We start from the raw sequence: 26,097 nt of genomic DNA on the forward strand, positions 1-26,097 counted from the left end.
CAGTGTCCTCCTCCTTGAAAAAGCATTGATGTCAGGAGACTTCCACATTGGCCGGGCTTTCCACGAACGGTGGATCGAGTTGGTAGAGGCGTGCCAGGTTCATGCGCAGCGTCATGCTCTGCTTGAACTTGCGATTGAGGTCGCTTGGCGACAAGTCGAGCAACACGCCCTCGTCGATCAGGCGAGCGACTTGGCCGCGGGAAAGGCAGAGCTTGCGGGTGAGGATATTGATCAGGCGTACAGGAATCGGTTGCTCGAAGTCAAGGGTGATGGTCACCTGTTCGGTGTCAGTGAGCGCATACGGTGATGGCCCCTGTATCTCATAGCCTGGGGTCGGGCCGAGTTCGGCATGGTTGCGTTTCAATAAGCTGTAGTTGTAGGCGTAACGACGAACTTCATCAAGGTCATTGTGCAGAAAGCGTTGATGAAGTTCAGGGTCGAGCTTGTTGGTGTTGATGCGGGCGTGGATGTCAATGTTCCATGTGTAGTCGCACTTCTCGCATTTGTAGATGTTCCAGACGTCAAGAGTTTTTTTCTGGGCGTTGACCCTGAAAGTGCCGGCGGGTAGAAACAGTTTTTTGACTTCGCACGAAGGGCATCGCTTGGTAATTGGCTGATAGCCGAGCGGCTTTATCAACCAATTGATACGTCCATTTATCATTGGGTTGATCCTTTTCAAGTTGTCGACGGTACCTTAGCGCTTTGTGATTTTATCGGCAAGGTGGCTTGAAAGGCAGGTGTGTACGAGATATTTCTATATGTCAGAAATTTCTTACTTGTTTGTAAGTTATAGGTTTGGTGTTGGGGGTGGAGTGTGCTATTTCAAATGGTTTCTTGACTATCAGGAATAGCGAAAGGGGGTAAGGAAGGGGGCGAAAAAAGGGGGCCAGAAGCCAAATGTCTCAGTTAAGATTCTGAACAGGTTTGTCAGGATGTTTGCAGCGCCTGTGCGATCGAGCGCCGCGCGGGCGGCGCTCGATCGCACAGGCACCAAAAGTCTCAAGGCAAGCACCTGACGCTCATACCGCTTAACTGACGGGCATTAGGGCCAGATGCCCCCTTACGGTTATTGATTGGTGTAGATCTGGTCAAACACCCCACCATCATTGAAGTGGGTCTTTTGCACGGTGCGCCAGTCACCAAAAGTTTTCTCCACTGACAGGAAGTCCACTTTAGGGAAACGGTCGGTGTACTTGGCCAGCACCGTAGCGTTACGTGGGCGCAGGTAGTTGTTGGCGGCGATCTCCTGGGCTTCTGGGGACCACAGGTATTTCAGGTATTCCTCGGCCACGGCCTGGGTACCTTTTTTCGCCACGACCTTGTCGACCACGCTGACAGGGGGTTCGGCTTCGGCCGACACGCTCGGGTAGACCACTTCGAACTGGTCGCGGCCGAACTCGCGGGCGATCATCTCGGCCTCGTTCTCGAAGGTAACCAGTACGTCACCGATCTGGTTGGTCATGAAGGTGGTGGTCGCGGCACGGCCGCCGGTGTCCAGCACCGGGGCCTGCTTGAACAGCTTGCCGACAAAGTCCTTGGCCTTGGCTTCGTCACCGCCTTGCTTGAGCACATAACCCCAGGCCGATAGGTAGGTGTAGCGGCCGTTGCCCGAGGTTTTCGGGTTGGGCACGATTACCTGCACGCCGTCCTTGAGCAGGTCGGGCCAGTCTTTCAGGGCTTTCGGGTTGCCCTTGCGCACGATGAACACGGTGGCCGAAGTGAACGGCGCGCTGTTGTTCGGCAGGCGGGTCACCCAGTTGTCCGGCACCAGCTTGCCATTGTCGACCAGGGCGTTGATGTCGGTGGCCATGTTCATGGTGATGACATCGGCCGGCAGGCCATCGATCACCGCACGCGCCTGCTTGCTCGAGCCGCCGAAGGACATCTGCAGGTTGACCTTCTCTTTGTGTTCGGCCTCCCAGTGCTTCTGGAAGGCCGGGTTGTAATCCTTGTAGAAGTCGCGCATCACGTCGTAGGAAACGTTGAGCAGGGTAGGGGCGGCCTGGGCGAGGTTGCCCAGGGCCAGGCCTGCGGCGAGCAGCGAGGCGGTGAAGAGTTTTTTCACGTTGCTTCCTTGTTCTTGAAGGTTATTGGGGCAGATTGCCAGCGACTATAGCGGGTGGGTTTGTGCGGGTTAAAGAACAAAAAACACTTTCGTTATATCGGTGGCATTGCCGGCCTCTTCGCGGGTGAACCCGCTCCTACAATGGCCGGTGATACGCTGGTAATGTAGGAGCGGGTTCACCCGCGAAGAGGCCAGTACAGGCAACATCAAAGCTTGGGAAACAACCCATTCCCACACCGGGAACAGAACGCCGCCCCATGCTCATGGGTCTTCTTGTGACAGGTCGGGCAATCATGCTGCAGCTGTTCCCCGCGCATGGCATTGGCCAGCTCTGCGGTAAAGATCCCGGTCGGCACCGCAATGATCGAATAACCGGTAATCATCACCAGCGACGACAGCACCTGCCCCAGCGGCGTCTTCGGCACGATGTCGCCAAAGCCCACGGTGGTCAGGGTAACGATGGCCCAGTAGATGCCCTTGGGGATACTGGTAAAGCCATGCTCCGGCCCTTCGATCACATACATCAGCGTGCCGAACACCGTCACCAGGGTCGATACCGTCACCAGAAACACGATGATCTTCTGCTTGCTGCCCCGCAGTGCCTCCATCAGGTAATGGGCCTGCTTGAGGTACGGGCTGAGCTTGAGCACGCGGAAGATCCGCAACATCCGGATCACCCGGATGATCAGCAGGTATTGGGCGTCGCTGTAGTACAGCGCAATGATCCCCGGCACGATCGCCAGCAGGTCGACCAGGCCATAGAAGCTGAAGGCGTAGCGCAGTGGCTTGGGCGAGCAGTACAGGCGGGTGATGTACTCGGCCAGGAAGATCGCGGTAAAGCCCCATTCGATGCCGGCCAGCAGGCCGGCGTAGCCTTGGTGTACCTCGTCGATGCTGTCGAGGATTACCGTGACCAGGCTGGCCAGGATGATCAGCAGGAGGATTTTGTCGAAGCGGCGGCCGGCTACGGTGTCGGTCTGGAAGACCATGATGTAAAGCCGCTCACGCAGGCTTGCAGGGTTGTTCATTGGCTCAATCCGAATTGCGATGGGCTGAGCCTAGGGGCTGCGTTTCAGCTGTGCAAGCGGCTGGCGTTGCGCTGCCTGGGCTGAGCCAGGTGGTTGCCTACATGCATCAGCCAGCAGGCGGCGACGAAGGGTGCGGTCAGGCCGGGCAGCGGTAACAGCTTGAACAGCGGTTGCAGCAGCAATGCCAAGGCAATCGCCAATAGCGTCACCCACGGTTTCTCACCTTGTCGGCTGAACGCCAATGCCGCCAGTGCGGCATTGAAGCCGTACAGGCCCAGCCAGGCGGCTTGGGTCTGATCGGCTAGCAGCGCCACGCCGCCACCGATGGCCGAGCCGATCACGGCCCACATGGCCGCATACGGGTTGGCGATGAACATGCCGACGATGATCAGCAAACCGGCCAATGGCTGGTCGAGGAGGAAGATCTGCCCCACACCTCGCGCCAGGGCAGACAGCGGGTCGGCTTCGACGAAGCCGCTGGGGGCGGGGCTGGCCATCAGCAGGGTGGCCCAGCCCAGCAGCACGAAGGGCGCGGTGTAGGCGATCAGCAGCTTGCCGCCGCGCTTGCGCCATTGGTGGGTGATGATGCTGGACAGGCCGCCAGCAGCGATGATCAGTGGCGGCAGGATGGCCGACCAGGGCAGTACGGCGCTGATCAGGATGCCGATCAGCACGCCGTTGTAGCAGTACAGGCCAGCCTGGCGGTCGGCGCGGTCGTAGCCGCGGCGCTGAGCGGTGAGCAGGCCGGCGAGGGCACCGAGCAGGGCGCCGCCGACCAGGCCGGGCGCGGTCAGCAGAATGGCCAGCAGGCAGCACAGGCCGCACAGGGGGTTGCGCAGCAGCAGCACCTGGCTGAAACCGTTGAGTAACGCCGTGGCCCAGTCGGGGCACGGGTTGACGAAATTTTTGGTGTACATGGGGCAGTCAGTGAGGTGGATGGTGAGCGGTGGGCCTCTTTGGGCCTCGGTTTTCCGCAGGTCTGGTAGATCGGTGTTCGGGGAGGGCTACGCCCTCCGATCGCGACACAAGGCCGCTCCTACAAATAGATCGCGTTAGCCTGAAGGTATCGCGGTCCCTGTGGAGCGGCCTTGTGTCGCGATGGGGCGCAAAGCGCCCCCAAAATCTCAGATCAAAGTCTCGATCCGCAGCGTGTTAGTCGACCCCGGCTTGCCGAAAGGCACACCGGCAGTAATCAGCAGCGTGTCGCCACGGCTGGCCATGCCTTGTGCCTGGGCGATTTCCAGGGCGGTCGACACCACTTCATCAACCTGACGCAGGCGGTCGTTGACCACCGAGTGCACACCCCAGGCCACGCTCAGGCGGCGTGCGGTGTTCAGGTTCGGCGTCAGGTTGAGGATCGGTGCCCGTGGCCGCTCGCGCGCTGCGCGCAGGGTCGAGGCGCCCGACTCGCTGTAGTTGACCAGCACGGCCACCGGCAGGATGCCGCTGATACGGCGGATCGCGCAGCTGATGGCATCCGACACGGTGGCTTCGGCTTTTGGCCGGCCAACGTCGAGCTGGGCCTGGTAGTCCGGGCCGTTCTCTACCTGGCGGATGATCTTGCTCATCATCTGCACGGCTTCAAGCGGGTAGTCACCCGAGGCAGTCTCGGCCGACAGCATCACCGCATCGGCACCTTCGGCCACGGCGTTGGCCACGTCGGTGACTTCGGCGCGGGTTGGCGCTGGCGAGAAACGCATCGATTCGAGCATCTGCGTGGCCACCACCACCGGCTTGCCCAGCTGGCGGCAGGTGCCAATGATGCGCTTCTGGATCTGCGGCACGCTTTCGGCCGGCACTTCCACGCCCAGGTCGCCACGGGCCACCATGATCGCGTCTGCAAGTTCCGCGATGGCTTGCAGCTGTTCGACTGCCGAAGGCTTCTCGATCTTGGCCATCAGGTAGGCGCGGTCGCCGATCAGCTGGCGCGCCTCAACGATGTCTTCCGGCCGCTGCACGAACGACAGTGCCACCCAGTCCACGCCCAGTTCCAGGCCAAAGGCCAGGTCGCGGCGGTCTTTTTCGGTGAGCGGGGACAGGTCGAGCACCGCTTGCGGCACGTTGACGCCCTTGCGGTCGGACAGCTCGCCACCGTTCAGCACTTCAGTGTCGATCGCGTCGCTGTGCTTGGCGGTTACCCGCAGGCGCAGCTTGCCGTCGTCCAGCAGCAGGTCCATGCCGGGCTCCAGTGCGGCGATGATTTCCGGGTGCGGCAGGTTGACCCGCTGGCTGTCGCCCGGGGTTTTGTCCAGGTCCAGGCGCAGGGCCTGCCCGCGTTGCAGCTGCACCTTGCCTTCGGCAAAGCGGCCGACGCGCAGCTTCGGCCCCTGCAGGTCCATGAGGATGCCCAGCGGGTAGTTCAGCTGCTGCTCGACTTCGCGGATCCACTGGTAGCGCAGGGCGTGGTCAGCGTGTTCGCCGTGGCTGAAGTTGAGGCGGAAGATGTTCACCCCGGCTTCTACCAGTTGGCGGATGTCGTCGATGCCGTTGATCGCAGGGCCTAGGGTGGCGAGGATTTTGACTTTTTTATCAGGCGTCATGATTGGGCAGTCTCGAGGATCAGGATGGCGCGGAAGTCGTTGACGTTGGTGCGGGTCGGCTCGGTGACGATCAGCGCATCCAGCGCGGCGAAGTAGCCGTAGCCGTTGTTGTTGTCCAGCTCGTCGCTGGCCGACAGGCCCAGGGCTTCGGCGCGGGCGTAGCTGGCCGGGGTCATGAAGGCGCCGGCGTTTTCTTCCGAACCGTCAATGCCGTCGGTGTCACCCGCCAGGGCGTACACGCCAGGCAGGCCCTTGAGGCTTTCGGTGAGGCTGAGCAGGAACTCGGCGTTGCGCCCGCCACGGCCATTGCCGCGCACGGTCACGGTGGTTTCGCCACCGGACAGGATCACGCAGGGCGCCTTCAGCGGCTGGCCGTGCAGCACGATTTGTCGGGCGATGCCGGCATGCACCTTGGCCACTTCGCGCGATTCGCCTTCCAGGTCGCCGAGGATCAGCGGGCTGAAGCCTGCCTGGCGGGCTTTGACTGCGGCGGCTTCGAGCGACTGCTGGGGCTTGGCGATCAGCTGGAAGTGGCTGCGGGCGAGGGCCGGGTCGTCGGCCTTGAGGGTTTCCGAGGCTGGGTTGTTGAGCCAGTCGATCACCGCTTTTGGCGCTTCGATGTTGTAGCGCTTGAGAATGGCCAAGGCATCGGCCGAGGTGCTCGGGTCGGCCACGGTGGGGCCGGAAGCGATCACCGTGGCGAGGTCGCCGGGTACATCGGAGATAGCATAGGTGTAGACCGTGGCTGGCCAGCAGGCCTTGGCCAGGCGGCCGCCCTTGATCGCCGAGAGGTGCTTGCGCACGCAGTTCATCTCGCCGATGGTGGCGCCGGATTTCAGCAGCGCCTTGTTGATGTGCTGCTTGTCGGCCAGGGTCAGGCCCTCGGCCGGCAGGGCCAGCAGGGCAGAGCCACCGCCGGAAAGCAGGAAGATGACGCGGTCGTCTTCATTGAGGTTGCTGACCAGCTCCAGCACGCGCTTGGCCACGGCCAGGCCGGCGGCGTCAGGGACCGGGTGGGCGGCTTCGACCACCTCGATCTTCTGGCAGTTGGCGCCGTGGCCGTAACGGGTGACGACCAGACCGGAAACTTCACCCTGCCAGCTTTTCTCGACCACTTCGGCCATGGCGGCTGCGGCCTTGCCGGCGCCGATGACGATGACCCGGCCGCTACGGTCGGCGGGCAGGTAGGGTTCGAGGACTTGACGGGGGTGGGCGGCGGCGATGGCTGTGTCGAACAGGTCGCGGAGAATTTTTTGCGGATCGACCGACATGGCAGGCTCCCAATTATTGTTGTTCTGCAGAATCAAAAACGCCCCTGGAACTGCCTCCGTGCAGGCCGAACCAGGGGCGGGTGTTGCTCGGTGCCACCTTATGAGCCTGTGGTCGCAGGTTCATCGGTGTTGAATCTGGAATTCTGGGGGCGCTTTGCGCCCCTTTCGCGACACAAGGCCGCTCCTACAGGGATCGCGTACCGCTTGTAGGAGCGGCCTTGCGTCGCGATCGGGCTGCGCAGCAGCCCCCGAATTCGAATTACTTGTCGCCGCGGATCGAGAAGTTGGCCATGTGCTCCAGGCCTTTGATCAGCGCCGAGTGGTCCCAGTTGCCGCCGCCCAGGGCCTGGCAGGTGTTGAACACTTGCTGGGCATTGGAGGTGTTGGGCAGGTTGATGCCCAGTTCCTTGGCGCCTTGCAGGGCCAGGTTCAGGTCTTTCTGGTGCAGGTTGATGCGGAAGCCTGGGTCGAAGGTGCCCTTGATCATGCGCTCGGCGTGCACTTCGAGGATTTTCGACGAAGCGAAACCGCCCATCAGGGCTTCACGCACCTTGGCAGGATCCGCGCCGTTCTTGGCGGCGAACAGCAGTGCTTCGCTGACGGCCTGGATGTTCAGGGCGACGATGATCTGGTTGGCGACCTTGGCAGTCTGGCCGTCACCGTTGCCACCCACGCGGGTGATGTTCTTGCCCATGGCTTCGAACAGCGGCAGGGCGCGCTCGAAGGCTTTCGGGCAGCCGCCGACCATGATGCTCAGGGTCGCGGCCTTGGCACCGACTTCGCCGCCAGATACCGGGGCGTCCAGGTAGGCAGCACCGGTGGCCTTGATTTTTTCGGCGAAGGCTTTGGTCGCGGTTGGCGAGATCGAACTCATGTCGATCACTACCTTGTTCGGGCCAACCCCTTCGGCCACACCGTTTTCACCGAACAGGACGGCTTCGACCTGCGGGGTGTCCGGGACCATGACGATGATGAACTCGGCTTCCTGAGCCACTTCCTTCGGGTTGGCCAGGGCCACTGCACCGGCGGCTACCAGCTCGGCGGGAGCCGCGTCGTGGTGAGTGGAAACGAACAGGCTGTGACCTGCTTTTTGCAGGTTCTGGGCCATGGGCTTGCCCATGATGCCGGTGCCGATGAAACCGATTTTAGCCATGACAATGTGCCTCTTTGTATTTGTTTATCCTGATCGCGGGCCTGCCCATACCCTGTGGGAGCGGGCTTGTCCCGCGAATGCGGTAGATCAGGCAATGGAGGTGTCTTTGCGGGCGCTTTCGCGGGGCAAGCCCGCTCCCACATGGGTCTTCAGCCAGCCCAGGCCTGCTTCGGTGGTGGTCAGCGGCTTGTACTCCGCGCCCACCCAGCCCTGGTAACCGATGCGGTCCAGGTGCTCGAACAGGAAGCGATAGTTGATCTCGCCGGTGCCTGGCTCGTTGCGGCCGGGGTTGTCGGCCAGCTGGATGTGGTTGATCAGCTTCAGGTTGGTTTCCATGGTACGAGCCAGGTCACCTTCCATGATCTGCATGTGGTAGATGTCGTACTGCAGGAACAGGTTGTCGCTGCCCACTTCGGCCTGGATTTCCAGGGCCTGCTGGGTGGTGTTCAGGTAGAAGCCGGGGATGTCGCGGGTGTTGATCATTTCCATGACCAGGCGGATCCCGGCGGCTTTGAGCTTGTCGGCGGCGTAGCGCAGGTTTTCCACGAAGGTCTTGCGCACGTCGGCGCACTGCAGGCCTTGCGGGCGAATGCCGGCCAGGGCGTTGACCTGGGTGTTGCCCAGCACCTTGGCGTACTCAATGGCCTTGTCGACCCCGGCGCGGAACTCTTCGATGCGGTCAGGGTGGCAGGTGATCCCGCGCTCGCCCTTGGCCCAGTCGCCCGCCGGCAGGTTGAACAGCACCTGGGTCAGGCCGTTGGCGTCCAGCTGCTGCTTGATTTCGGCAGCGCTGAAATCATACGGGAAGAGGTATTCGACACCGCTGAAACCAGCATCGGCGGCAGCCTTGAAGCGGGCCAGGAAGTCCTGTTCGGTGAACAGCATGGACAGGTTGGCAGCGAAGCGAGGCATGAGTTGTCTCCTTGCGATGAAGGCCCCCAGGGCAAGCCTGGGGGCGTCAGGCGATCAGTCCAGCATCGAGATGGCGGTTGGCGCGTCGTTGCCGACCAGCGCCAGGTCTTCGAATTCGTTGACCGCGTTGATCTCGGTGCCCATGGAAATGTTGGTCACACGCTCGAGAATCACTTCGACCACCACCGGCACGCGGAACTCTTCTGCCATTTTCTGCGCCTTGATCAGGGCAGGGGCGATTTCTGCCGGCTCGAAGACGCGGATGGCCTTGCAGCCCAGGCCTTCGACCACGGCAACGTGGTCGACACCGTAGGTGGCAGCATCGGTCGAGTTGATGTTCTCGAACGCCAGTTGTACACAGTAATCCATGTCGAAGCCACGTTGCGCCTGACGGATCAGGCCCAGGTAGGCATTGTTCACCAGCACGTGGACGTACGGCAGGTTGAACTGCGCACCCACTGCCAGTTCTTCGATCATGAACTGGAAGTCGTAGTCACCCGACAGCGCGACAACCTTGCGCTTTGGATCGGCCTTGACCACGCCCAGGGCAGCAGGGATGGTCCAGCCCAGCGGGCCGGCCTGGCCGCAGTTGATCCAGTGGCGTGGCTTGTATACGTGCAGGAACTGCGCGCCAGCGATCTGCGACAGGCCGATGGTGCTGACGTAGCAGGTGTCCTTGCCGAATACCTGGTTCATTTCTTCGTAGACGCGCTGCGGCTTCACCGGCACGTTGTCGAAGTGGGTCTTGCGCTGCAGGCTGGCCTTGCGCTGCTGGCAGTCTTCCAGCCAGGCAGCACGGTCTTTCAGCTTGCCGGCGGCTTTCCACTCGCGGGCCACTTCGAGGAACACGTCCAGTGCCTTGCCAGCGTCGGAAACGATGCCCAGGTCCGGGGTGAACACACGGCCGATCTGGGTCGGTTCGATGTCTACGTGGACGAACTTGCGGCCTTCGGTGTAGACGTCGACGGAACCGGTGTGGCGGTTGGCCCAGCGGTTACCGATACCGAACACCAGGTCGGATTTCAGCAGGGTGGCGTTGCCGTAGCGGTGCGAAGTCTGCAGGCCGACCATACCGACCATCTGTGCGTGGTCGTCCGGGATGGTGCCCCAGCCCATCAGGGTCGGGATCACCGGTACGCCGGTCAGTTCGGCGAACTCGACCAGCTTGTCGCTGGCGTCGGCGTTGATGATACCGCCACCGGCTACCAGCAGTGGGCGTTCGGCGTCATTGAGCAGGGCCAGGGCTTTTTCGGCCTGTACGCGGGTGGCGGACGGCTTGTTGATTGCCAGTGGCTCGTAGGCGTCGATATCGAATTCGATTTCGGCCATCTGCACGTCGAACGGCAGGTCGATCAGGACCGGGCCTGGGCGGCCGGTGCGCATTTCATAGAAGGCCTTCTGGAAGGCGTAAGGCACCTGGCCTGGCTCCAGAACGGTGGTGGCCCACTTGGTCACCGGCTTGACGATGCTGGTGATGTCGACAGCCTGGAAGTCTTCTTTGTGCAGGCGCGCACGTGGGGCCTGGCCGGTGATGCAGAGAATCGGGATGGAGTCGGCCGAGGCGCTGTACAGGCCGGTGACCATGTCGGTACCGGCTGGGCCGGAGGTGCCGATGCACACACCGATGTTGCCCGGGTTGGCACGGGTGTAGCCCTCGGCCATGTGCGAGGCACCTTCGACGTGGCGAGCGAGGACATGATCGATGCCACCGACTTTCTTCAGGGCCGAGTACAACGGGTTGATGGCAGCCCCTGGGATGCCGAACGCGGTATCTACACCTTCACGGCGCATGACCAGAACGGCTGCATCGATTGCTCTCATTTTGCTCATGGGTTGTGCCTCATCGATTTTGTAATTGTATACAACTTGCTTTGCGACAGAGTGTATTCACGCCTGGCGGCTCAGGTCAATGGGTTTTCATCAGCTGAGCCGGGTTTCGTTAGAGCGCCCGTGAAAACGGGGGTTTGCGTCATCGCATACGATCGTTTCAAAATATTGTATACAAAAATACCTCTCGTTGTGTTCTATTTACGCTATCGGTTTTCAACTGCCCTCAGGGCTTCTCACAACAAGAAGAGGACCTTTCCATGAACGCTTTAAACCTGAAAATCGCTGTCAGCCTGGTGAACGCCGCGTTGGCGGCGGGCCGCAAGATCAATGCCGCGCCGTTGACCGTGGCGGTGCTGGATGCCGGCGGGCACCTGCTGGCGTTGCAGCGCGAGGATGGCGCCAGCCTGATTCGCCCTGAAGTGGCCACGGGCAAAGCCTGGGGTGCGATTGCCCTGGGCAAGGGCTCGCGGCTGCTGGCGCTGGATGCGCAGCAGCGGCCGGCGTTTTTTGCCGCACTGAACGGGATGGGTGAACGGCCGGTGGTGCCGGCGCCGGGGGGCGTGCTGATTCGTGATCAGGACGGCAAGGTGTTGGGTGCTGTCGGGATCAGCGGTGATACGTCGGATATCGACGAGCAGTGCGCGATCAGTGCGATCGAGGAGGTGGGGTTGCGGGCGGATGCCGGGGTAGCTGCGTAAGGCTCAAGATAGCCGGGGCCGCTTCGCAGCCCATCGCGACACAAGGCCGCTCCTACAGGGGGCCGCGATCGCAGATCAAACGCGATCTCCTGTAGGAGCGGCCTTGTGTCGCGATGGGCTGCGAAGCAGCCCCACTGGCCCTGTCAGGCTGCCTCAGGCTCACAACCTTTCAAAACCATGCGGATGATGGTCTCGGCCGCCGCGTCATAATCGCTGTCGGCCAGCTTGGCCTTGCCGGTCACCGCAGAAATCTGCCAGTCGAAATCGGCATAGGTCTGGGTCGCCGCCCAGATGCTGAACATCAGGTGATGCGCATCCACATGGGCGATCTGCCCGCGGTCGATCCAGCGCTGGATGCACTCGATGTTGTGCCGGGCCTGTTCGTTCAACTGCTCCACCTGGTTCGGCGACAGGTGCGGGGCACCGTGCATGATCTCGCTGGCGAATACCTTGGAGGCATGCGGGAGGTCACGCGAAATGCGGATCTTCGAACGAATGTACGCACTCAGCACTTCTTTCGGATCACCGTCGGCATTGAACGGCGTAGAAGCCTGCATGATCGGCGCGATGATGCTTTCCAGGACCTCGCGATAGAGGTTGTCCTTGGACTTGAAGTAGTAATACACGTTCGGTTTGGGCAGGCCGGCCTTGGCCGCGATATCGCTGGTCTTGGTGGCGGCGAAGCCCTTGTCGGCGAATTCCTCGCTGGCCGCGCGCAGGATCAGTTCCTTGTTGCGCTCGCGAATGGTGCTCATGGTCAGGGATCTTCCTCGTGTCTGGCCACCTCTAAGAGGGATCGGGCATGGTAGCACCGCGCTCGACGGGCGCTCAAGGCAGCGGCTTTGGGCTAGACTCCGGCTCATTCACACATCTGGAAACATCCCAATATGGCAGGAAGCAGTCTACTGGTACTGATCGACGACATCGCCACGCTGCTGGACGACGTCTCTTTAATGACCAAAGTCGCGGCAAAAAAAACCGCCGGCGTGTTGGGTGACGACTTGGCGCTCAATGCCCAGCAGGTCACCGGCGTGCGCGCCGACCGCGAGTTGCCGGTGGTATGGGCGGTGGCCAAAGGGTCGTTGCTGAACAAGGCGATTCTGGTGCCGGCGGCGCTGCTGATCAGTGCCTTCATCCCTTGGGCGGTGACGCCGCTGTTGATGCTGGGCGGCGCCTACCTGTGTTTCGAGGGCTTCGAGAAGCTGGCGCACAAATTCTTGCACAGCAAGGAGGAGGACGACGCCCAACACGCGGCGCGCAAGGAGGCGGTGGCGGACGCGAACGTCGACCTGGTGGCGTACGAGAAAGCCAAGATCAAAGGCGCAGTGCGTACCGACTTCATTCTGTCGGCAGAGATCATTGCCATTACCTTGGGCATCGTTGCCGACTCGCCGCTGACGCAGCAGATCATCGTTTTGTCTGGCATCGCGGTGGTCATGACCATTGGCGTGTACGGGTTGGTCGGTGGCATCGTCAAGCTTGACGACCTTGGCTTCTGGCTGACCAAAAAGGCTTCCACGGTAGCGCAAGCTATTGGCAACGCAATCCTGCGCGCAGCGCCGTACATGATGAAGAGCCTCTCGGTGATTGGCACGGCGGCGATGTTTCTGGTCGGCGGCGGGATTCTGGTACACGGCACCGCGCCGCTGCATCATGCCATCGAGGCGTTCAGCGAAGGGCGTGGTGGTGCGCTGACTGGGGCGCTACTAAACGCTGGGGTCGGGGTGGTTGCCGGTGCCGTGGTGCTGGCGGTGGTGGCGGTGGCCGGCAAATTGTGGCGGGCGATCCGGCCTGCCACATAAAGCTGCATGGCCGGGGGTTGATCATTGTGGGAGCGGGCTTGTCCCGCGAAGTGCTCACGCGGTGCATGGCACCGGCTGCGCCGGTGTTCGCGGGGCAAGCCCGCTCCCACAGTGCTGATTCTCAGATCAGAAATGCACTTTAACCAGGAAGCTCATGGTGTTCTGGTCGGTCGTAAACGCATCGCTGTCCTTGATGCCGTACTTGTTCTTCCAGTAATCGTACTCGACACCCACGTACAGTTGTTTCTCGCCCAGGTGCAGCGCCTTGCCCAGGTCGTACTTGATCTGCGGGTTGAAGTGCAGGTTGGCTTGGTAGGTGCCACGGCGGTTCTCGTCGTTGTCCACCACCCAGTCCATGAAGCCGTCGATCAGCACATCGGAATCACCCACCGGAATGGTGTACGACCACACCGGGGTAATCTGCCAGACGTTGTCGCCCGCACGGCTGCCGTCGGTGGTGCGGTTATAGAAGTTCAGCTGGAAGTAGTCGAAGCCGGGGATGGCCAGGTCGAAGCCGGGGCCGATCAGGTACGACTCGGTGTCACCCTCGCCAAACTCGTAGGTCATCGCCAGCAGCACGTCTTTGACCGGGCCGAACTCCAGCTTTTGGTCGAAGATCTTGCCGAACGACAGGCGCGGGCTGATTTCACCGTAGTAAGTGTTCGGGCCATTACCGGCGTCTTTCTGCCCCTGGTAGAAAATCTTGTCGACGAAGATGAAGTTGTCGCCGTATTTCCAGCCATCGGCGTGCTCGAAGGTAACGGTTTGCTGGATCGACGGGTTGACCTTGAAGTTCTTGCCCCACAGGTAGGTCAGGCTGTTGTTCTGCCACTGCAGCAGGTCGTCGGCGTGGGTGGCGCCGCAGGCCAGCAGGCCGCCGGCGAGGATCAGGCTGTTGATGGTACGCATTGCGAGTGTCGCTCCCTTGATTGATCTGTTGTCAGCGCTCGTTGGCGGCGCTTTTTTGTCTTGCGAGTCAGCTTTTTTCGATAGGCCACAGCTGTTTGGCAAGGGTTGGGCCAACTTTTCCGGGTTGGCAAAACCTTCCTGCTCGACTTCGTTCTGAACGGATGAAAAGGGTCTTTCAGGCTGGCAACACGTTGGCCAACCGCCCGTATTCATTGACTGAGCGGTCAGTAAACGCAGGCAGAATCCGTTCTGCCCTGATCGAGGGGGCGCGCAGATTACTGGCTTGCGCGCCGCGCCTCAAGTGCTCCTTCCTGGAGCGGGGTGAATCAAACTTGTGCGTTTGGTCAACTTCCTAGAAGTGTACCTTGATCAGCGCACTGGCAACGCTCTGGTTGCTGTCCAGGTTGCCGCGGCTGTCGATGCCGTACTTGTCCTTCCAGTAGCTGTACTCAAAGCCCACATACAGCTGTTTGGCGCCTAGATTCAGCGCCTTGCCCAGGTCGTACTTGACCTGTGGGTTGAAGTGCAGGTTGGCGTGGTAGGTGCCGCGGCGGTTCTGGTCATTATCGGTGACCCAGTCCATGTAACCGTCGATCAGAATGTCGGAGCGGCCCACCGGGATGGTGTACGACCAGCCGGGGGTAATCTGCCAGACGTTGTCACCGGGGCGGCTGCCCTCGGTGTTGCGCACATAGAAATTGAGGGTGAAGTAGTTGAAGCCAGGAATATCCAGATCGAAGCCCGGGCCGATGAGGTAGGCCTCGTTGTCGCCTTCGCCACGCTCGTAGGTCATGGCCAGCAACACGTCCTTGATCGGGCCGAAGGCCAGCTTCTGGTCGAAGATCTTGCCGAACGACAGGCGCGGGCTGAACTCACCGTAGTAGGTGGTCACACCTTTACCCGGGTCGGGTTTGCCGTTGTAGAAAATCTTGTCGACGAACATGAAGGTGTCGCCGTACTTCCATTTGTTGGCGTGCTCGAAGGTAACCGTCTGCTGGATGCTGGGGTTGACCTTGAAGTCTTTGCCGTACAGGTAGGTCAGGCTTTCGCCATGCCACTGCAGCCATTCGCCAGCGTGGGCGGGGACGGTGGCCAGCAGGCTGCTGCCCAGCAAGAGGGACGTGGTGATGCGTTTCATGTTGTGTTTCCCGGACTTATTGTTTTTTTTGGGTTTTTTCGGCGCGCAGGCGCCCCGGGCGGCCCATTCCGGCAGGCCGACGGTGAAGCGTTACGGCTAAGTCGAGGCAGGGGCGGCAGTGCGCCGCCCCCTTTTGCTCAGTGCTGGTGACAGGCGTCGTTGTGCACCGCGCGGTCGGCACCCCCGAGGATGTTGAACAGCACGTTCAACACCAGGGCACTGACCGTGGCCATGGCGATACCACTGTGGGTGATGGGTTCCATCCACTGTGGCATCTGGGCAAAGAACTCCGGACGTACCACGGGGATCAACCCGAAGCCGACGCTCACGGCAACCAGCAGCTGGTTGCGGCGGTCGCCGATGTCCGCTTCCTGGAGAATCTTGATCCCGGTAGCGGTGACCATGCCGAACATGGCGATGGACGCACCGCCCAGTACTGCAGGCGGGATCGAGGCAATCAGGAAGGCTGCCTTGGGCAACAGGCTGAGCAGAATCAACAGTGCACCGGCCACGATGGTGACAAAGCGGCAGCGCACCCCGGTCATCTGCACCAGGCCGATGTTCTGGGCGAACGAGGAGTGGGTGAAGGTGTTGAAGAAGCCGGCGATGAACGACGCACCGGCATCGCACAGCAGGCCGCGGCGCAGCATCCCTGGGGTGACTTCGCGATCGGTGACCTTGCCCAGGGCCAGGAACATGCCGGTGGACTCGACGAAGATGATCACCACCACCAGGCACATGGACAGGATCGGCGCCAGGCTGAACGTTGGCATGCCGAAGTGCAGTGGGGTTACCACTTGCAGCCATGGCGCCTCATTCAGGCCTGTCAGGTCGACCATGCCGATGGAGCCGGCCAGGATGTAGCCCAGGCCCATGCCCACCAGTACCGACACGTTGACCCAGAAACCGCGCATGAAGCGGTTGATCAGCAGAATCACGGCCAGCACCAGGCTGGCCACCAGCAGGTAGATAGGCGCACCGAAGTGTTCCGCGGCTTCCCCACCACCGGCCCAGTTGACCGCCACCGGGAACAGTGACAGGCCAATCGAGGTGATCACCGTACCGGTGACCAGTGGCGGGAAGAAACGTACGACCTTGGACATGAACGGCGCGATCAGCATGCCGAAGAACCCGGCAGCGATGGTTGCGCCGAAGATCCCCTGCAGGCCCACGCCGGGCATGCCGGCCATGGCCACCATGCTGCCAACGGCAGCGAAACTGGCACCCATCATCACCGGCATGCGGATGCCCACCGGGCCGATACCGAACGACTGGATGATGGTAGCGACGCCAGCGACCAGCAGGTCGGCGTTGATCAGGAAAGCGACTTCTTCACGGGACAACCCGGCAGCCTGGCCGATAATGAGCGGTACGGCGATGGCGCCACCGTACATCAGCAGAACGTGTTGCAGGCCAACCAGGATCAGTTGGAACAAGGGCAAGGGTTCGCGCGGCGGCGCAATAGGGATATACGCCTTGCGTGACTCGGACATGCAGCACCTCGAGTTTTGTTTTTATTCTCGGATCCAAGCGCCTGTCTCAAGCGGCAGGCTCCCGGTTAAGAGAGCCTGGGGTTCCCGCTTGAGGCTGGACGCTCGATGCTTGCTTGTTGCGTATCTCTTGAAACAGAGGCCGGGCATGCCGGCCTCTTCGCGGGTGAACCCGCTCCTACAGGGAGCGGTGTCATCCCGACAATTGTGTTTCAGTTGACCTGGGCGCCTTTGGCGATCCAGTCACCGACGAGCTTGCGCTCTTCGGTGGTCATCTGGGTGATGTTGCCCAGCGGCATGATCTGGCTGGCGACCGCTTGCGCCTGAATGCGCGCGGCCTGGGCCTGGATCTGCTGCGGGGTGTCGAACATCACGCCGGCAGGGGCGGCGCTGAACAGTGGGCTGGTCGGTTTCGACGAGTGGCACACGGTGCAGCGTTCCTGAATGACATTGTGGATCTTGTCAAAAGCTTCACCGCCGGCCTGCGCGGTTGCCGGGGCAGCTGCCGGCGCTTCAGCAGGCTTGGCAGCCTCTTCGGCGCGCAGCTCGGCAGCGGTCTTGCCACCTACAGCGGTAGCCGGCAGCGGCTGGTACTCGACCTTCGCGGCGGCCTGCTCTGGGCTGACGGCCATCGGCTTGGGGCCGGTGACGTAGGCCAGGCAGATCATTGCCAGGGCGCCGACAGGCAGGGTCCAGGCGTACTTGTTGCTGTCGTGGCGGGTGTTGAAGTAGTGGCGGATCAGCACCGCGGCTACTGCGATACCGGCCAGGATCAGCCAGTTGTACTGGCTACCGTAGGTGCTCGGGAAATGGTTGCTGATCATGATGAACAGCACCGGCAGGGTGAAATAGTTGTTGTGACGCGAGCGCAGCAGGCCCTTGGCCGGCAATACCGGGTCGGGCGTCTGGTTGTTCTCGATCGCCGCCACCAGCTGGCGCTGGGCCGGCATGATGATGCGGAACACGTTACCCACCATGATGGTGCCGATGATCGCGCCGGTGTGCAGGTAAGCGCCACGGCCGCTGAACACCAGGCTGAAGCCCCAGCAGGCGGCGATGATCAGCACGAACAGTACACCACCGAGCAGCGCTGGCTTCTTGCCCAGGGGCGAGTCGCACAGGAAGTCGTAGATGAACCAGCCGGCAATCAGCGAGCCGATACCGATGGCCACGCCTTCGGCACCGCTCAGGGTGCTGCCAGGGGCCAGCAGGTACAGCGCCGGGTTCCAGTAGAACACCACGCACAGCAGGGCGATACCGGACATCCAGGTGAAGTAGGCTTCCCATTTGAACCAGTGCAGGTTCTCGGGCATTTTCGGGGGTGCGAGCTTGTATTTCTCCAGGTGATAGATACCACCGCCGTGAATTGCCCAGAGATCACCCGACAACCCATCGCGCGGGTTGCTTCGGTTCAGGTGGTTCTCCAGCCAGACGAAGTAGAACGATGCACCGATCCAGGCGACCCCGGTGATCATGTGAACCCAGCGAATGCTCAGGTTCAGCCATTCGTGAAGGTGTGCTTCCACAGTATGTACCTCTGCCGATCACCGCAAACGATGACCGACCTTTTCTTATTGGTGGGGATTGAGGATCAGCATCTGTTCCTCGGTGAAATAATGCTCATCGCAGTTGTTGCCAGAACCACTGCGATCAACCACCAGGAAGTCATCCCGCTTTTCGATCGTCAGCACCGGGTGGTGCCAGACGCCGCGATGGTAATTAACGCCCTGCCTGCCGTTACTACGGAAGGCACGGACCAAGCCTGATACAGGTGCATCGCCAACGGGCGCGACCACGATCAGAAAGGGGTTGCCGAGCAGCGGGATGAAAGCCTGGCTGCCCAGCGGATGGCGTTCCAGCATGCGTACGGTCAGCGGCATGTCCTGCGCGTCGGCGCGGAAGATGCTGATGATCGCCTTGTCTTCCGGCTCGGCGGTTTCCACCGCGGCGAGCTTGTGGAAGCGCATGGTCGAGCCGTTGTTGATCATGAAGTGATCGCTGCCGTCGGTTTCGATCACGTCTCCGAATGGGGCGAAGGCTTCTTTGGTCAGGGGCTCGATCACTAGGGTGCGCATGCGGGTCTCTCTTATATGTTCGTTGTACTGAATGGGGTTCTGCTGTCGCTTACAGTTGCAGCAGACGGAACAGGGCGATCAGGTTGATCTGCGCCAGGGCTTCCTTGAATTCGGCATCGGTATCGTTGTGGATACGTTTTTCGAAGGAGGCGAGGATCTGGTGCCGATTGCTGCCCTTGACCGCCATGATGAACGGGAACTGGAACTTGGCCTTGTAGGCGTCGTTCAGTTCGGTGAAACGTGCGAACTCTTCTGCGGTGCACTGGTGAATGCCGGCACCGGCCTGTTCGTTGGTGCTCGATTCGGTCAGCTCGCCCTGCACGGCGGCCTTGCCTGCCAGGTCCGGGTGAGCGTTGATCAGCGCCAGTTGGTCAGCGTGGTTGGCGCTGAGCAGGATGTCGCTCATGCGCTGGTGCAGCGCCTCGATCTCGTCCAGCTCGCCCAGTTGGCCCAGGTCGTAGGCCTTTTCGGCAACCCACGGCGAATGCTCGTAGATGTCGGCGAAGGCCTTGACGAAGGCGTCACGGTCCAGGGCGGAGGGCTTGAGGGTGTTGAAGGCGGTCATCAGGCGTTCTCTTTCTTGTACGGGTGGGTGGTGTGCCAGTGGCGGGCGATGTCCACACGACGGGCGAACCAGACCTGGTCATGGCTTTTGGCGTAATCGATGAAGCGCTTCAGGGCAGCCAGGCGTGCCGGGCGGCCCACCAGGCGGCAGTGCAGGCCGATCGACAGCATCTTCGGCGCCTCGGCACCTTCTTCGTACAGCACGTCGAAGGCGTCCTTCAGGTACTGGAAGAACTGCTCGCCGCAGTTGAAGCCCTGTACCTGGGTGAAGCGCATGTCGTTGGTGTCGAGGGTGTACGGGATCACCAGGTGCGGCTTGCCGGTGGGGTTGTTCGGCTCCCAGTAGGGCAGGTCGTCGTCATAGGTGTCGCTGTCGTACAGGAAACCACCTTCTTCCATCACCAGGCGGCGGGTGTTCGGGCCGGTGCGGCCGGTGTACCAGCCCAGCGGGCGTTCGCCGGTGAGTTCGGTGAGGATGCGGATGGCCTCGAGCATGTGCTCGCGCTCCTGGGCCTCGTCCATGTTCTGGTAGTCGATCCAGCGGTAGCCGTGGCTGCAGATCTCGTGGCCGGCTTCGGCCATGGCGCGGATCACGTCGGGGTGGCGCTGGGCAGCCATGGCCACGGCGAAAATGGTCAGCGGTACGCCGCTGTCCTTGAACAGCTTCAGCAGGCGCCACACGCCGGCACGGCTGCCGTATTCGTACAGCGACTCCATGCTCATGTTGCGTGCGCCCTGCAGCGGCTGGGCAGCGACCATCTCGGAGAGGAAGGCTTCGGATTCCTTGTCACCGTGCAGGATGTTGCGTTCGCCACCTTCTTCGTAGTTGAGGACGAAAGACAGCGCGATGCGAGCGTTGCCCGGCCATTGCGGGTGAGGAGGGTTGTTGCCGTAACCGATCAGGTCGCGAGGGTAGTCAGCGCTCACTGCAGTCTTCCTTCTTGTGCGTTAGTGCGGGGGTGGGCGGGCCGCGTCGGTATGTCGCACCACCGGATGGGCTGATTGTATACAACTTCTGAAATCTTTTGTAAGCCTGTTTTTCCGCATTTCTTCCCTTTTATCGCCTTGCAGCGGGCTGGAAAAACAGTGCAAGAAACCTGCCTGATTGGTCAGCTAATGACATTGGGGTCAGCACCGCCCTTGTATTTGCGACCGATGGGTCGTTTCTGGGCAAGAATCCTCGGGTGCGACAGAAAGGGTCAAAAAATTGTGTACAATTTTGCGGTGGAATGTCTTAATGGCGTCATTCCCGCACATCGCAGGCCCCATGCCGTGTTGATGGCTGTGTATTTTTTGCCCACAGATTGAACAAGAGGCGACAAGCAATGGGACGTTTGACCACACACGTACTGGATGCCGCGCATGGCTGCCCGGGCAGCTCGATCAAGGTCGAGCTGTACCGTGTCGAAGGCCAGCAACTGGAGCTGGTGAACACCGCTCTGACCAACAGTGATGGCCGCGTCGACGCGCCACTGTTGCAGGGTGACGACTACCGTACCGGCGTTTACCAGCTGCAATTCAGCGCCGGCGCCTACTACCGTGCCCGCGGCGTGCAGCTGCCGGACACTGCATTTTTGGATGTTGTCGTGCTGCGTTTCGGCATCGATGAACAGCAGGAGCACTACCACGTGCCGCTGCTGATCTCGCCGTACAGCTATTCGACCTACCGCGGAAGCTAGTTGGTCGCTAGAAGAATCTTCGTAGGTCCTTTGGCCCGCTCTCACACTGGCGGGCTTTTTTTCGTCTGGTGTTTTTGTAATGCCTGTGCCGGCCTCTTCGCGGGTGAACCCGCTCCTACAAATGCGGCGCTGAGCCTGAGAGCGGTGATATCCATGTAGGAGCGGGTTTACCCGCGAAGAGGCCCTGGCAGGCGGCACAAATAAAGAAAGGGCGCCGAAGCGCCCTTGGTTGGTGCAGTGCGGGTCAGAGGAACACGAACTTGGCAATGAAGATCGCGCACAGCACCCACAGGCTGGCGGAGATCTCCTTGTACTTGCCGGTGCCTGCCTTCAACGCCACATAGCTGATAAAGCCCAGGGCAATACCATCGGCGACCGAGAAGGTCAGCGGCATCATGATCACCGTGACGATCGCCGGAATGCTGTCGGTGGCTTCATCCCAATGGATGTGCGCCATGCTGCCCATCATCAGCATCGCCACATAGATCAGCGCGCCGGCAGTCGCATAGGCTGGAATCATCCCGGCCAACGGGGCGAAGAACATGGCTGCGACGAACAGCAGGCCGACCACCACTGCCGTGAGACCGGTACGCCCACCGGCGGCCACACCCGCCGCGCTCTCTACATAGCTGGTAACGGGCGGCACGCCGACCACGGCACCGAACACGCTGGAGGCACTGTCTGCCTTCAATGCCCTAGAGAGGTTCTCGATTCGCCCGTCCGGCGCCACCAGGTTGGCCCGCTGGGCCACGCCCATCAGCGTGCCGGCGGTGTCGAACATGTGCACGAACAGGAACGCCAGCACCACGCTGATCATGCTGACGTTGAACACACCAGCCACGTCCATGGCCATCCAGGTCGGTGCCAGGCTCGGCGGCATCGACATCACCCCGCCAAACTTCACCAGCCCCAGGCCCCAGCCGGCCAGGGTGACGCCGATGATGCTGATCAGGATCGCACCGAACACCCGCTTGTAGCTGAGGATGGCGATCAGCAGGAAGCACACCGCCGCCAGCAGCGGCCCCGGCTCATGCAGCGAGCCCAGCTTGATCAGGGTGGCCGGGCTGTCGACGATGATGCCGGCGGTTTTCAGGCCGATCAGCCCGAGAAACAATCCGACGCCGGCCCCCATGGCATGACGCAAGCTGACCGGGATGCTGTTGAGCAACCATTCGCGCACTTTCGACAACGTCAGGAACATGAACAGCACGCCCGAGACGAACACGGCGCCCAGCGCGGTTTCCCAGTTGTAGCCCATGGTGCCGACCACGGTGTAGGTGAAGAAGGCGTTGAGCCCCATGCCCGGCGCCAGCCCCACCGGCCAGTTGGCGTACAGGCCCATCAGCAGGCAGCCCAGCGCGGCGGCAATGCAGGTGGCGACGAAGGCGGCACCATGGTCGATGCCGGCGTCGGCCATGATGTTGGGGTTGACGAAGATGATGTAGGCCATGGTGATAAAGGTGGTCACCCCGGCAATCAGCTCGGTCTTGACGGTGCTGCCGTGTTGCTTGAGTTTGAAAATCCGCTCCAGCCAGCTCGTTTCGAGCGGTGGGGCAAGATCCAGCGCAGGGGCTTCGGATTTGCGGCTTTCCACAGCGAGTACTCCTCAAGTCTTTCTTGTTGTTGTTGGAGCCAGTTCCTGAGCAATGCACTTGGTGGCCCCACGAGGGAAGGCAGCGTCTGACCGTTTTGTTGACTCATGGGTCAAGAAGTTGCTCGATGGATTATGCTTTTGTGTACAAAGAATGCAAATAATGTTTTATGTTTTGTGTGCGCAATGCGTCGTACAACGGCTATATAGGTAAAACGCCCCCTGCGGAATCGCCTCAGCCTGTGTACAATGGCGCCATACTTTCTCTTCGTGCCTCGAGAGCCCATGAACGAACAGCTGCAACCTCTGAAGAAACCTGCACGTGTCGGCAAGGCCGGCCGCAGCGGTACCCAGGACGACATCGTCTACGCGCACATTTTCGAGGCGATCCTCGAGCAGCGTCTGGCCCCGGGCACCAAGTTGAGCGAGGAAGCGCTGGGCGAAATCTTCGGCGTCAGCCGCACCATCATCCGCCGCGCCTTGTCGCGCCTGGCCCACGAGAGCGTGGTGCTGCTGCGGCCGAACCGCGGTGCGGTGGTGGCCAGCCCGACGGTGGAAGAGGCGCGCCAGGTGTTCTTCTCGCGGCGCATGGTCGAACGCGCCATCACCGAACTGGCCGTGCAGCACGCCACGCTGGACCAACTGAACGAGCTGCGCCAGATGGTACGTGAAGAGCGCGACAGTTTTTCGCGGGGTGACCGTGGTGCCGGTATTCGCCTGTCCGGCGAGTTCCACCTCAAACTGGCCGAAGCGGCGGGCAATGCCCCGCTGGTGAGCTTCCAGCGCAGCCTGGTATCGCAGACCTCGCTGATCATTGCCCAGTACGAAACCGGCACCCGCTCGCACTGCTCGTATGACGAGCACATGCAGTTGATCGACGCCATTGAAGCGCGCGACGCCGAGCAGGCGGTAAGCCTGATGATGCACCATATGGACCACATCGACAGCAAGTTGAACCTGGACGAAGAGAGCGCCTCGGATGACTTGCATGCGGTGTTCTCGCATTTGCTGAAGAAGCCCAAGGTTTCCGCCAAGGGTTGATCGTTTGCCAGGGTAGCTTTGGCGCTGTAGGCATACGTCGTACCTGTAGGAGCGGCCTTGTGTCGCGATGGGCTGCGCAGCAGCTCCAGGGTTTCAGCGCTGATGCCAAAATTGTTGGGGCTGCTTTGCAGCCCATCGCGACACAAGGCCGCTCCTACAGGGATCGTGCAGGTTTCTGGTATGCACAGTATCTGCACCGACCCTTCGCTGGCCATTAACCAAAGGTCTGCTAAATTCTTGTGGGCAAACCTTCATCAAGCAGTTGGGCTTGCGCATGCATTGCGTTCCACTACTTGCTGAGGAAAGGTTCATGACCATGTCTCTGGGTAAACGCATGGGTGCCGAGCTGATTGGCACCTTTTGGTTAGTACTTGGCGGCTGTGGCAGTGCGGTACTCGCAGCCAGTTCCCCCGTTGGCATCGGTGTTCTTGGTGTCGCCTTTGCCTTCGGTCTCACCGTGCTCACCATGGCCTTCGCCATCGGCCATATCTCCGGTTGCCATCTCAACCCTGCCGTGTCGTTCGGGCTGGTTGTAGGTGGGCGTTTCCCGGCCAAAGAGCTACTGCCCTATGTGATCGCCCAAGTCATCGGCGCGATCCTGGCCGCAGGTGTCATTTATCTGATCGCCAGCGGCAAGGCGGGCTTCGAGTTGTCTTCCGGGCTGGCTTCAAACGGTTACGCCGACCACTCACCCGGCGGCTACACGCTGGGCGCCGGCTTTATCAGTGAGGTGGTGATGACCGCCATGTTCCTGGTGGTGATCATGGGCGCGACCGATTCCCGGGCACCGGCAGGCTTCGCGCCGATCGCCATCGGCCTGGCCCTGACGTTGATCCACCTGATCTCGATCCCGGTCACCAACACCTCGGTCAACCCCGCGCGTAGCACGGGGCCAGCCTTGTTCGTCGGTGGTTGGGCCCTGCAACAGCTGTGGCTGTTCTGGGTGGCCCCGCTGATCGGTGCTGCAATCGGCGGCGCGCTGTACCGAGGCCTGGCCAAAGAGCCTTAACGCTGGTGCACGCAACGCCCGGCAGCATAGGTTTCACGCACCGTGCGATCGTCGCCCAGGGTGGTGAGCACGAACAGGGTTTCTTCAATGCTGTTGGACTGCTGAATGCGGTAGTCCAGCAGCGGCGTGGCCTTGTAGTCCAGCACCACGAAGTCGGAGTCGTTGCCTGGGCGCAAGCTGCCGATGCGGTCGTCCAGGCGCAAGGCGCGGGCGCCGCCGAGGGTGGCCAGGTACAGTGATTTGTACGGGTGCAGGCGCGCGCCCTGCAGCTGCATCACCTTGTACGCCTCGTTCAGGGTGTTGAGCAGCGAAAAACTGGTGCCGGCGCCGACGTCGGTGCCCAGGCCCACGTTGACCTTGAAGCGCTCGGCTTGCGGCAGGTTGAACAGGCCGCTGCCGAGGAACAGGTTGGAGGTGGGGCAGAACGCCACGGCTGAGCCGGTTTCTGCGAGGCGTTGGCACTCGTCGTCGCACAGGTGCACGCCATGGGCGAATACCGAGCGCTCGCCCAGCAGCTCGAAGTGGTCGTAGACGTCCAGGTAGCCTTTCTGCTCGGGGAACAGCGACTTGACCCAGTCGATTTCCTTCAGGTTCTCCGACAGGTGCGTGTGCATGTACACACCCGGGTGTTCCTTGAGCAACTGGCCGGCCAGGGTCAGCTGTTCAGGTGTGCTGGTCGGGGCAAAACGCGGGGTAACGGCATAGTGCAGGCGGCCCTTGCCGTGCCAGCGTTCGATCAGCGCCTTGCTTTCGGCGTAGCCGGATTCGGCGGTGTCGGTCAGGTAGTCTGGGGCGTTGCGGTCCATCATCACCTTGCCGGCGATCAGGCGCAGGTCCAGGCGCTCGGCCTCTTCGAACAGGGCATTCACCGACTCCGGGTGCACGCTGCCGAACACCAGTGCCGTGGTAGTGCCATTGCGCAGCAGTTCCTTGAGGAAGATCCTCGCCACCTGGTCGGCGTGGCTTTTATCGGCGAACTGCTTTTCGCACGGGAAGGTGTAGGTGTTCAGCCAGTCCAGCAACTGCTCGCCGTACGAGCCGATCATGCCGGTCTGCGGGAAGTGGATATGGGTGTCGATGAAACCCGGGGTGATCAGGGCGTCCTGGTAATGCTCGACCGGGATGCCGGCAGCCAGCGTCGGCAGCAGCTCGCTGGCGTGGCCAACGGCGCTGATACGGCCATCGTCGACCACCAGCAGGCCGTCCTCGAAGTATTCATGGGAAGCCTCCAGGCCCACCTCGGCCGGGTCGGCGATGCTGTGCAGAATGGCGGCACGGTAGGCTTTGCGGGTAACGGTCATA

The 26,097-nt window shown here is 61.4% G+C and carries 24 protein-coding genes; 5 read left to right on the top strand and 19 right to left on the bottom strand.

The genetic code is table 11. The features are described 5' to 3' along the window. Window positions 1–31: 31 nt before the first annotated feature. From ACIP02_RS05340 to gcl, 9 genes are all read right to left on the bottom strand, one after another. A complete protein-coding gene (locus ACIP02_RS05340) occupies window positions 32–661 on the bottom strand; it encodes a DUF1062 domain-containing protein (protein WP_400613934.1) in 630 nt (209 codons plus the stop codon). 405 nt (window positions 662–1,066) lie between these two features. Beyond that, a complete protein-coding gene (locus ACIP02_RS05345) occupies window positions 1,067–2,065 on the bottom strand; it encodes a sulfate ABC transporter substrate-binding protein (RefSeq protein ID WP_400613937.1) in 999 nt (332 codons plus the stop codon). 206 nt (window positions 2,066–2,271) lie between these two features. Beyond that, window positions 2,272–3,093: an ion transporter gene (locus ACIP02_RS05350; RefSeq protein ID WP_400613939.1), complete on the bottom strand. Its 822-nt coding sequence runs from the start codon at window positions 3,091–3,093 to the stop codon at window positions 2,272–2,274. A gap of 44 nt (window positions 3,094–3,137) precedes the next feature. After that, entirely contained in the window at window positions 3,138–4,010 is an 873-nt protein-coding gene (locus ACIP02_RS05355) for an urea transporter (protein WP_400613941.1), read from the bottom strand. Window positions 4,011–4,217: 207 nt separating this feature from the next. Then, window positions 4,218–5,633 (bottom strand): pyruvate kinase, encoded by a 1,416-nt coding sequence (gene pyk / locus ACIP02_RS05360; RefSeq protein ID WP_201202117.1) that lies wholly within the window; start codon window positions 5,631–5,633, stop codon window positions 4,218–4,220. Continuing rightward, window positions 5,630–6,904 carry a glycerate kinase gene (locus ACIP02_RS05365; RefSeq protein ID WP_400613943.1) on the bottom strand — a complete coding sequence of 425 codons (1,275 nt, stop codon included), beginning with the start codon at window positions 6,902–6,904 and terminating at the stop codon, window positions 5,630–5,632. The genes pyk and ACIP02_RS05365 overlap by 4 nt, the downstream gene beginning before the upstream one ends. Window positions 6,905–7,163: 259 nt before the next feature. Then, complete coding sequence (locus tag ACIP02_RS05370; protein WP_400613945.1) at window positions 7,164–8,057, bottom strand: 2-hydroxy-3-oxopropionate reductase; 894 nt, start codon at window positions 8,055–8,057, stop codon at window positions 7,164–7,166. 87 nt (window positions 8,058–8,144) lie between these two features. Continuing rightward, window positions 8,145–8,969, bottom strand: coding sequence for a hydroxypyruvate isomerase (gene hyi / locus ACIP02_RS05375; RefSeq protein WP_400613947.1), 825 nt, complete (start codon window positions 8,967–8,969; stop codon window positions 8,145–8,147). Between the two features lie 54 nt (window positions 8,970–9,023). Next, the gene (gene gcl / locus ACIP02_RS05380) at window positions 9,024–10,799 is read right to left on the bottom strand and encodes a glyoxylate carboligase (protein WP_400613950.1); all 1,776 of its coding nucleotides are present in this window, start codon (window positions 10,797–10,799) and stop codon (window positions 9,024–9,026) included. A 257-nt stretch (window positions 10,800–11,056) separates the two neighbouring features. Between gcl and ACIP02_RS05385 the strand changes: the two genes are divergently transcribed. After that, window positions 11,057–11,497 carry a heme-binding protein gene (locus ACIP02_RS05385; RefSeq protein ID WP_400613952.1) on the top strand — a complete coding sequence of 147 codons (441 nt, stop codon included), beginning with the start codon at window positions 11,057–11,059 and terminating at the stop codon, window positions 11,495–11,497. 143 nt (window positions 11,498–11,640) lie between these two features. Here ACIP02_RS05385 and ACIP02_RS05390 read toward each other — a convergent pair whose 3' ends face one another. Next, entirely contained in the window at window positions 11,641–12,252 is a 612-nt protein-coding gene (locus ACIP02_RS05390) for a TetR/AcrR family transcriptional regulator (protein WP_010955036.1), read from the bottom strand. Window positions 12,253–12,384: 132 nt separating this feature from the next. Between ACIP02_RS05390 and ACIP02_RS05395 the strand changes: the two genes are divergently transcribed. Continuing rightward, window positions 12,385–13,299, top strand: a complete 915-nt coding sequence (locus ACIP02_RS05395; RefSeq protein WP_400613955.1) for a DUF808 domain-containing protein — start codon at window positions 12,385–12,387, stop codon at window positions 13,297–13,299. Window positions 13,300–13,425: 126 nt separating this feature from the next. On the opposite strand, the gene ACIP02_RS05400 is transcribed toward ACIP02_RS05395, so the two are convergent. The 7 genes from ACIP02_RS05400 to puuE form a co-directional block, all read right to left on the bottom strand. Beyond that, window positions 13,426–14,208: an outer membrane protein OmpK gene (locus tag ACIP02_RS05400; RefSeq protein WP_400613957.1), complete on the bottom strand. Its 783-nt coding sequence runs from the start codon at window positions 14,206–14,208 to the stop codon at window positions 13,426–13,428. Window positions 14,209–14,560: 352 nt separating this feature from the next. Next, window positions 14,561–15,346 carry an outer membrane protein OmpK gene (locus tag ACIP02_RS05405; RefSeq protein WP_400613959.1) on the bottom strand — a complete coding sequence of 262 codons (786 nt, stop codon included), beginning with the start codon at window positions 15,344–15,346 and terminating at the stop codon, window positions 14,561–14,563. 137 nt (window positions 15,347–15,483) lie between these two features. Further along, the gene (locus ACIP02_RS05410; RefSeq protein ID WP_400613961.1) at window positions 15,484–16,839 is read right to left on the bottom strand and encodes a nucleobase:cation symporter-2 family protein; all 1,356 of its coding nucleotides are present in this window, start codon (window positions 16,837–16,839) and stop codon (window positions 15,484–15,486) included. Between the two features lie 209 nt (window positions 16,840–17,048). Beyond that, the gene (locus ACIP02_RS05415) at window positions 17,049–18,362 is read right to left on the bottom strand and encodes a urate hydroxylase PuuD (RefSeq protein WP_400613964.1); all 1,314 of its coding nucleotides are present in this window, start codon (window positions 18,360–18,362) and stop codon (window positions 17,049–17,051) included. A gap of 45 nt (window positions 18,363–18,407) precedes the next feature. Further along, window positions 18,408–18,911 (bottom strand): ureidoglycolate lyase, encoded by a 504-nt coding sequence (locus ACIP02_RS05420; RefSeq protein ID WP_400613966.1) that lies wholly within the window; start codon window positions 18,909–18,911, stop codon window positions 18,408–18,410. A gap of 49 nt (window positions 18,912–18,960) precedes the next feature. Continuing rightward, complete coding sequence (gene uraD, locus ACIP02_RS05425) at window positions 18,961–19,476, bottom strand: 2-oxo-4-hydroxy-4-carboxy-5-ureidoimidazoline decarboxylase (RefSeq protein WP_400613969.1); 516 nt, start codon at window positions 19,474–19,476, stop codon at window positions 18,961–18,963. Then, a complete protein-coding gene (puuE, locus tag ACIP02_RS05430) occupies window positions 19,476–20,402 on the bottom strand; it encodes an allantoinase PuuE (RefSeq protein WP_400613971.1) in 927 nt (308 codons plus the stop codon). Before puuE ends, uraD begins: the two co-directional genes overlap by 1 nt. A 398-nt stretch (window positions 20,403–20,800) precedes the next feature. Between puuE and uraH the strand changes: the two genes are divergently transcribed. Beyond that, complete coding sequence (gene uraH, locus ACIP02_RS05435) at window positions 20,801–21,154, top strand: hydroxyisourate hydrolase (RefSeq protein ID WP_008091641.1); 354 nt, start codon at window positions 20,801–20,803, stop codon at window positions 21,152–21,154. A gap of 244 nt (window positions 21,155–21,398) precedes the next feature. Here uraH and ACIP02_RS05440 read toward each other — a convergent pair whose 3' ends face one another. Continuing rightward, the gene (locus ACIP02_RS05440) at window positions 21,399–22,748 is read right to left on the bottom strand and encodes an NCS2 family permease (protein ID WP_400613974.1); all 1,350 of its coding nucleotides are present in this window, start codon (window positions 22,746–22,748) and stop codon (window positions 21,399–21,401) included. A 282-nt stretch (window positions 22,749–23,030) separates the two neighbouring features. Between ACIP02_RS05440 and ACIP02_RS05445 the strand changes: the two genes are divergently transcribed. After that, window positions 23,031–23,786 carry a GntR family transcriptional regulator gene (locus ACIP02_RS05445; protein WP_201199125.1) on the top strand — a complete coding sequence of 252 codons (756 nt, stop codon included), beginning with the start codon at window positions 23,031–23,033 and terminating at the stop codon, window positions 23,784–23,786. 310 nt (window positions 23,787–24,096) lie between these two features. Further along, window positions 24,097–24,795: an aquaporin Z gene (aqpZ, locus tag ACIP02_RS05450; protein ID WP_400613976.1), complete on the top strand. Its 699-nt coding sequence runs from the start codon at window positions 24,097–24,099 to the stop codon at window positions 24,793–24,795. Here aqpZ and guaD read toward each other — a convergent pair. After that, on the bottom strand, window positions 24,792–26,096 hold the full coding sequence (gene guaD, locus ACIP02_RS05455) for a guanine deaminase (protein WP_400613978.1): 1,305 nt from the start codon (window positions 26,094–26,096) through the stop codon (window positions 24,792–24,794). The two genes, aqpZ and guaD, sit on opposite strands and share 4 nt — an antisense overlap. Between the last annotated feature and the right edge of the window lies 1 nt (window position 26,097).

The organism is Pseudomonas sp. NPDC089408, assembly GCF_044749445.1.
Classification (GTDB): Bacteria; Pseudomonadota; Gammaproteobacteria; order Pseudomonadales; family Pseudomonadaceae; genus Aquipseudomonas.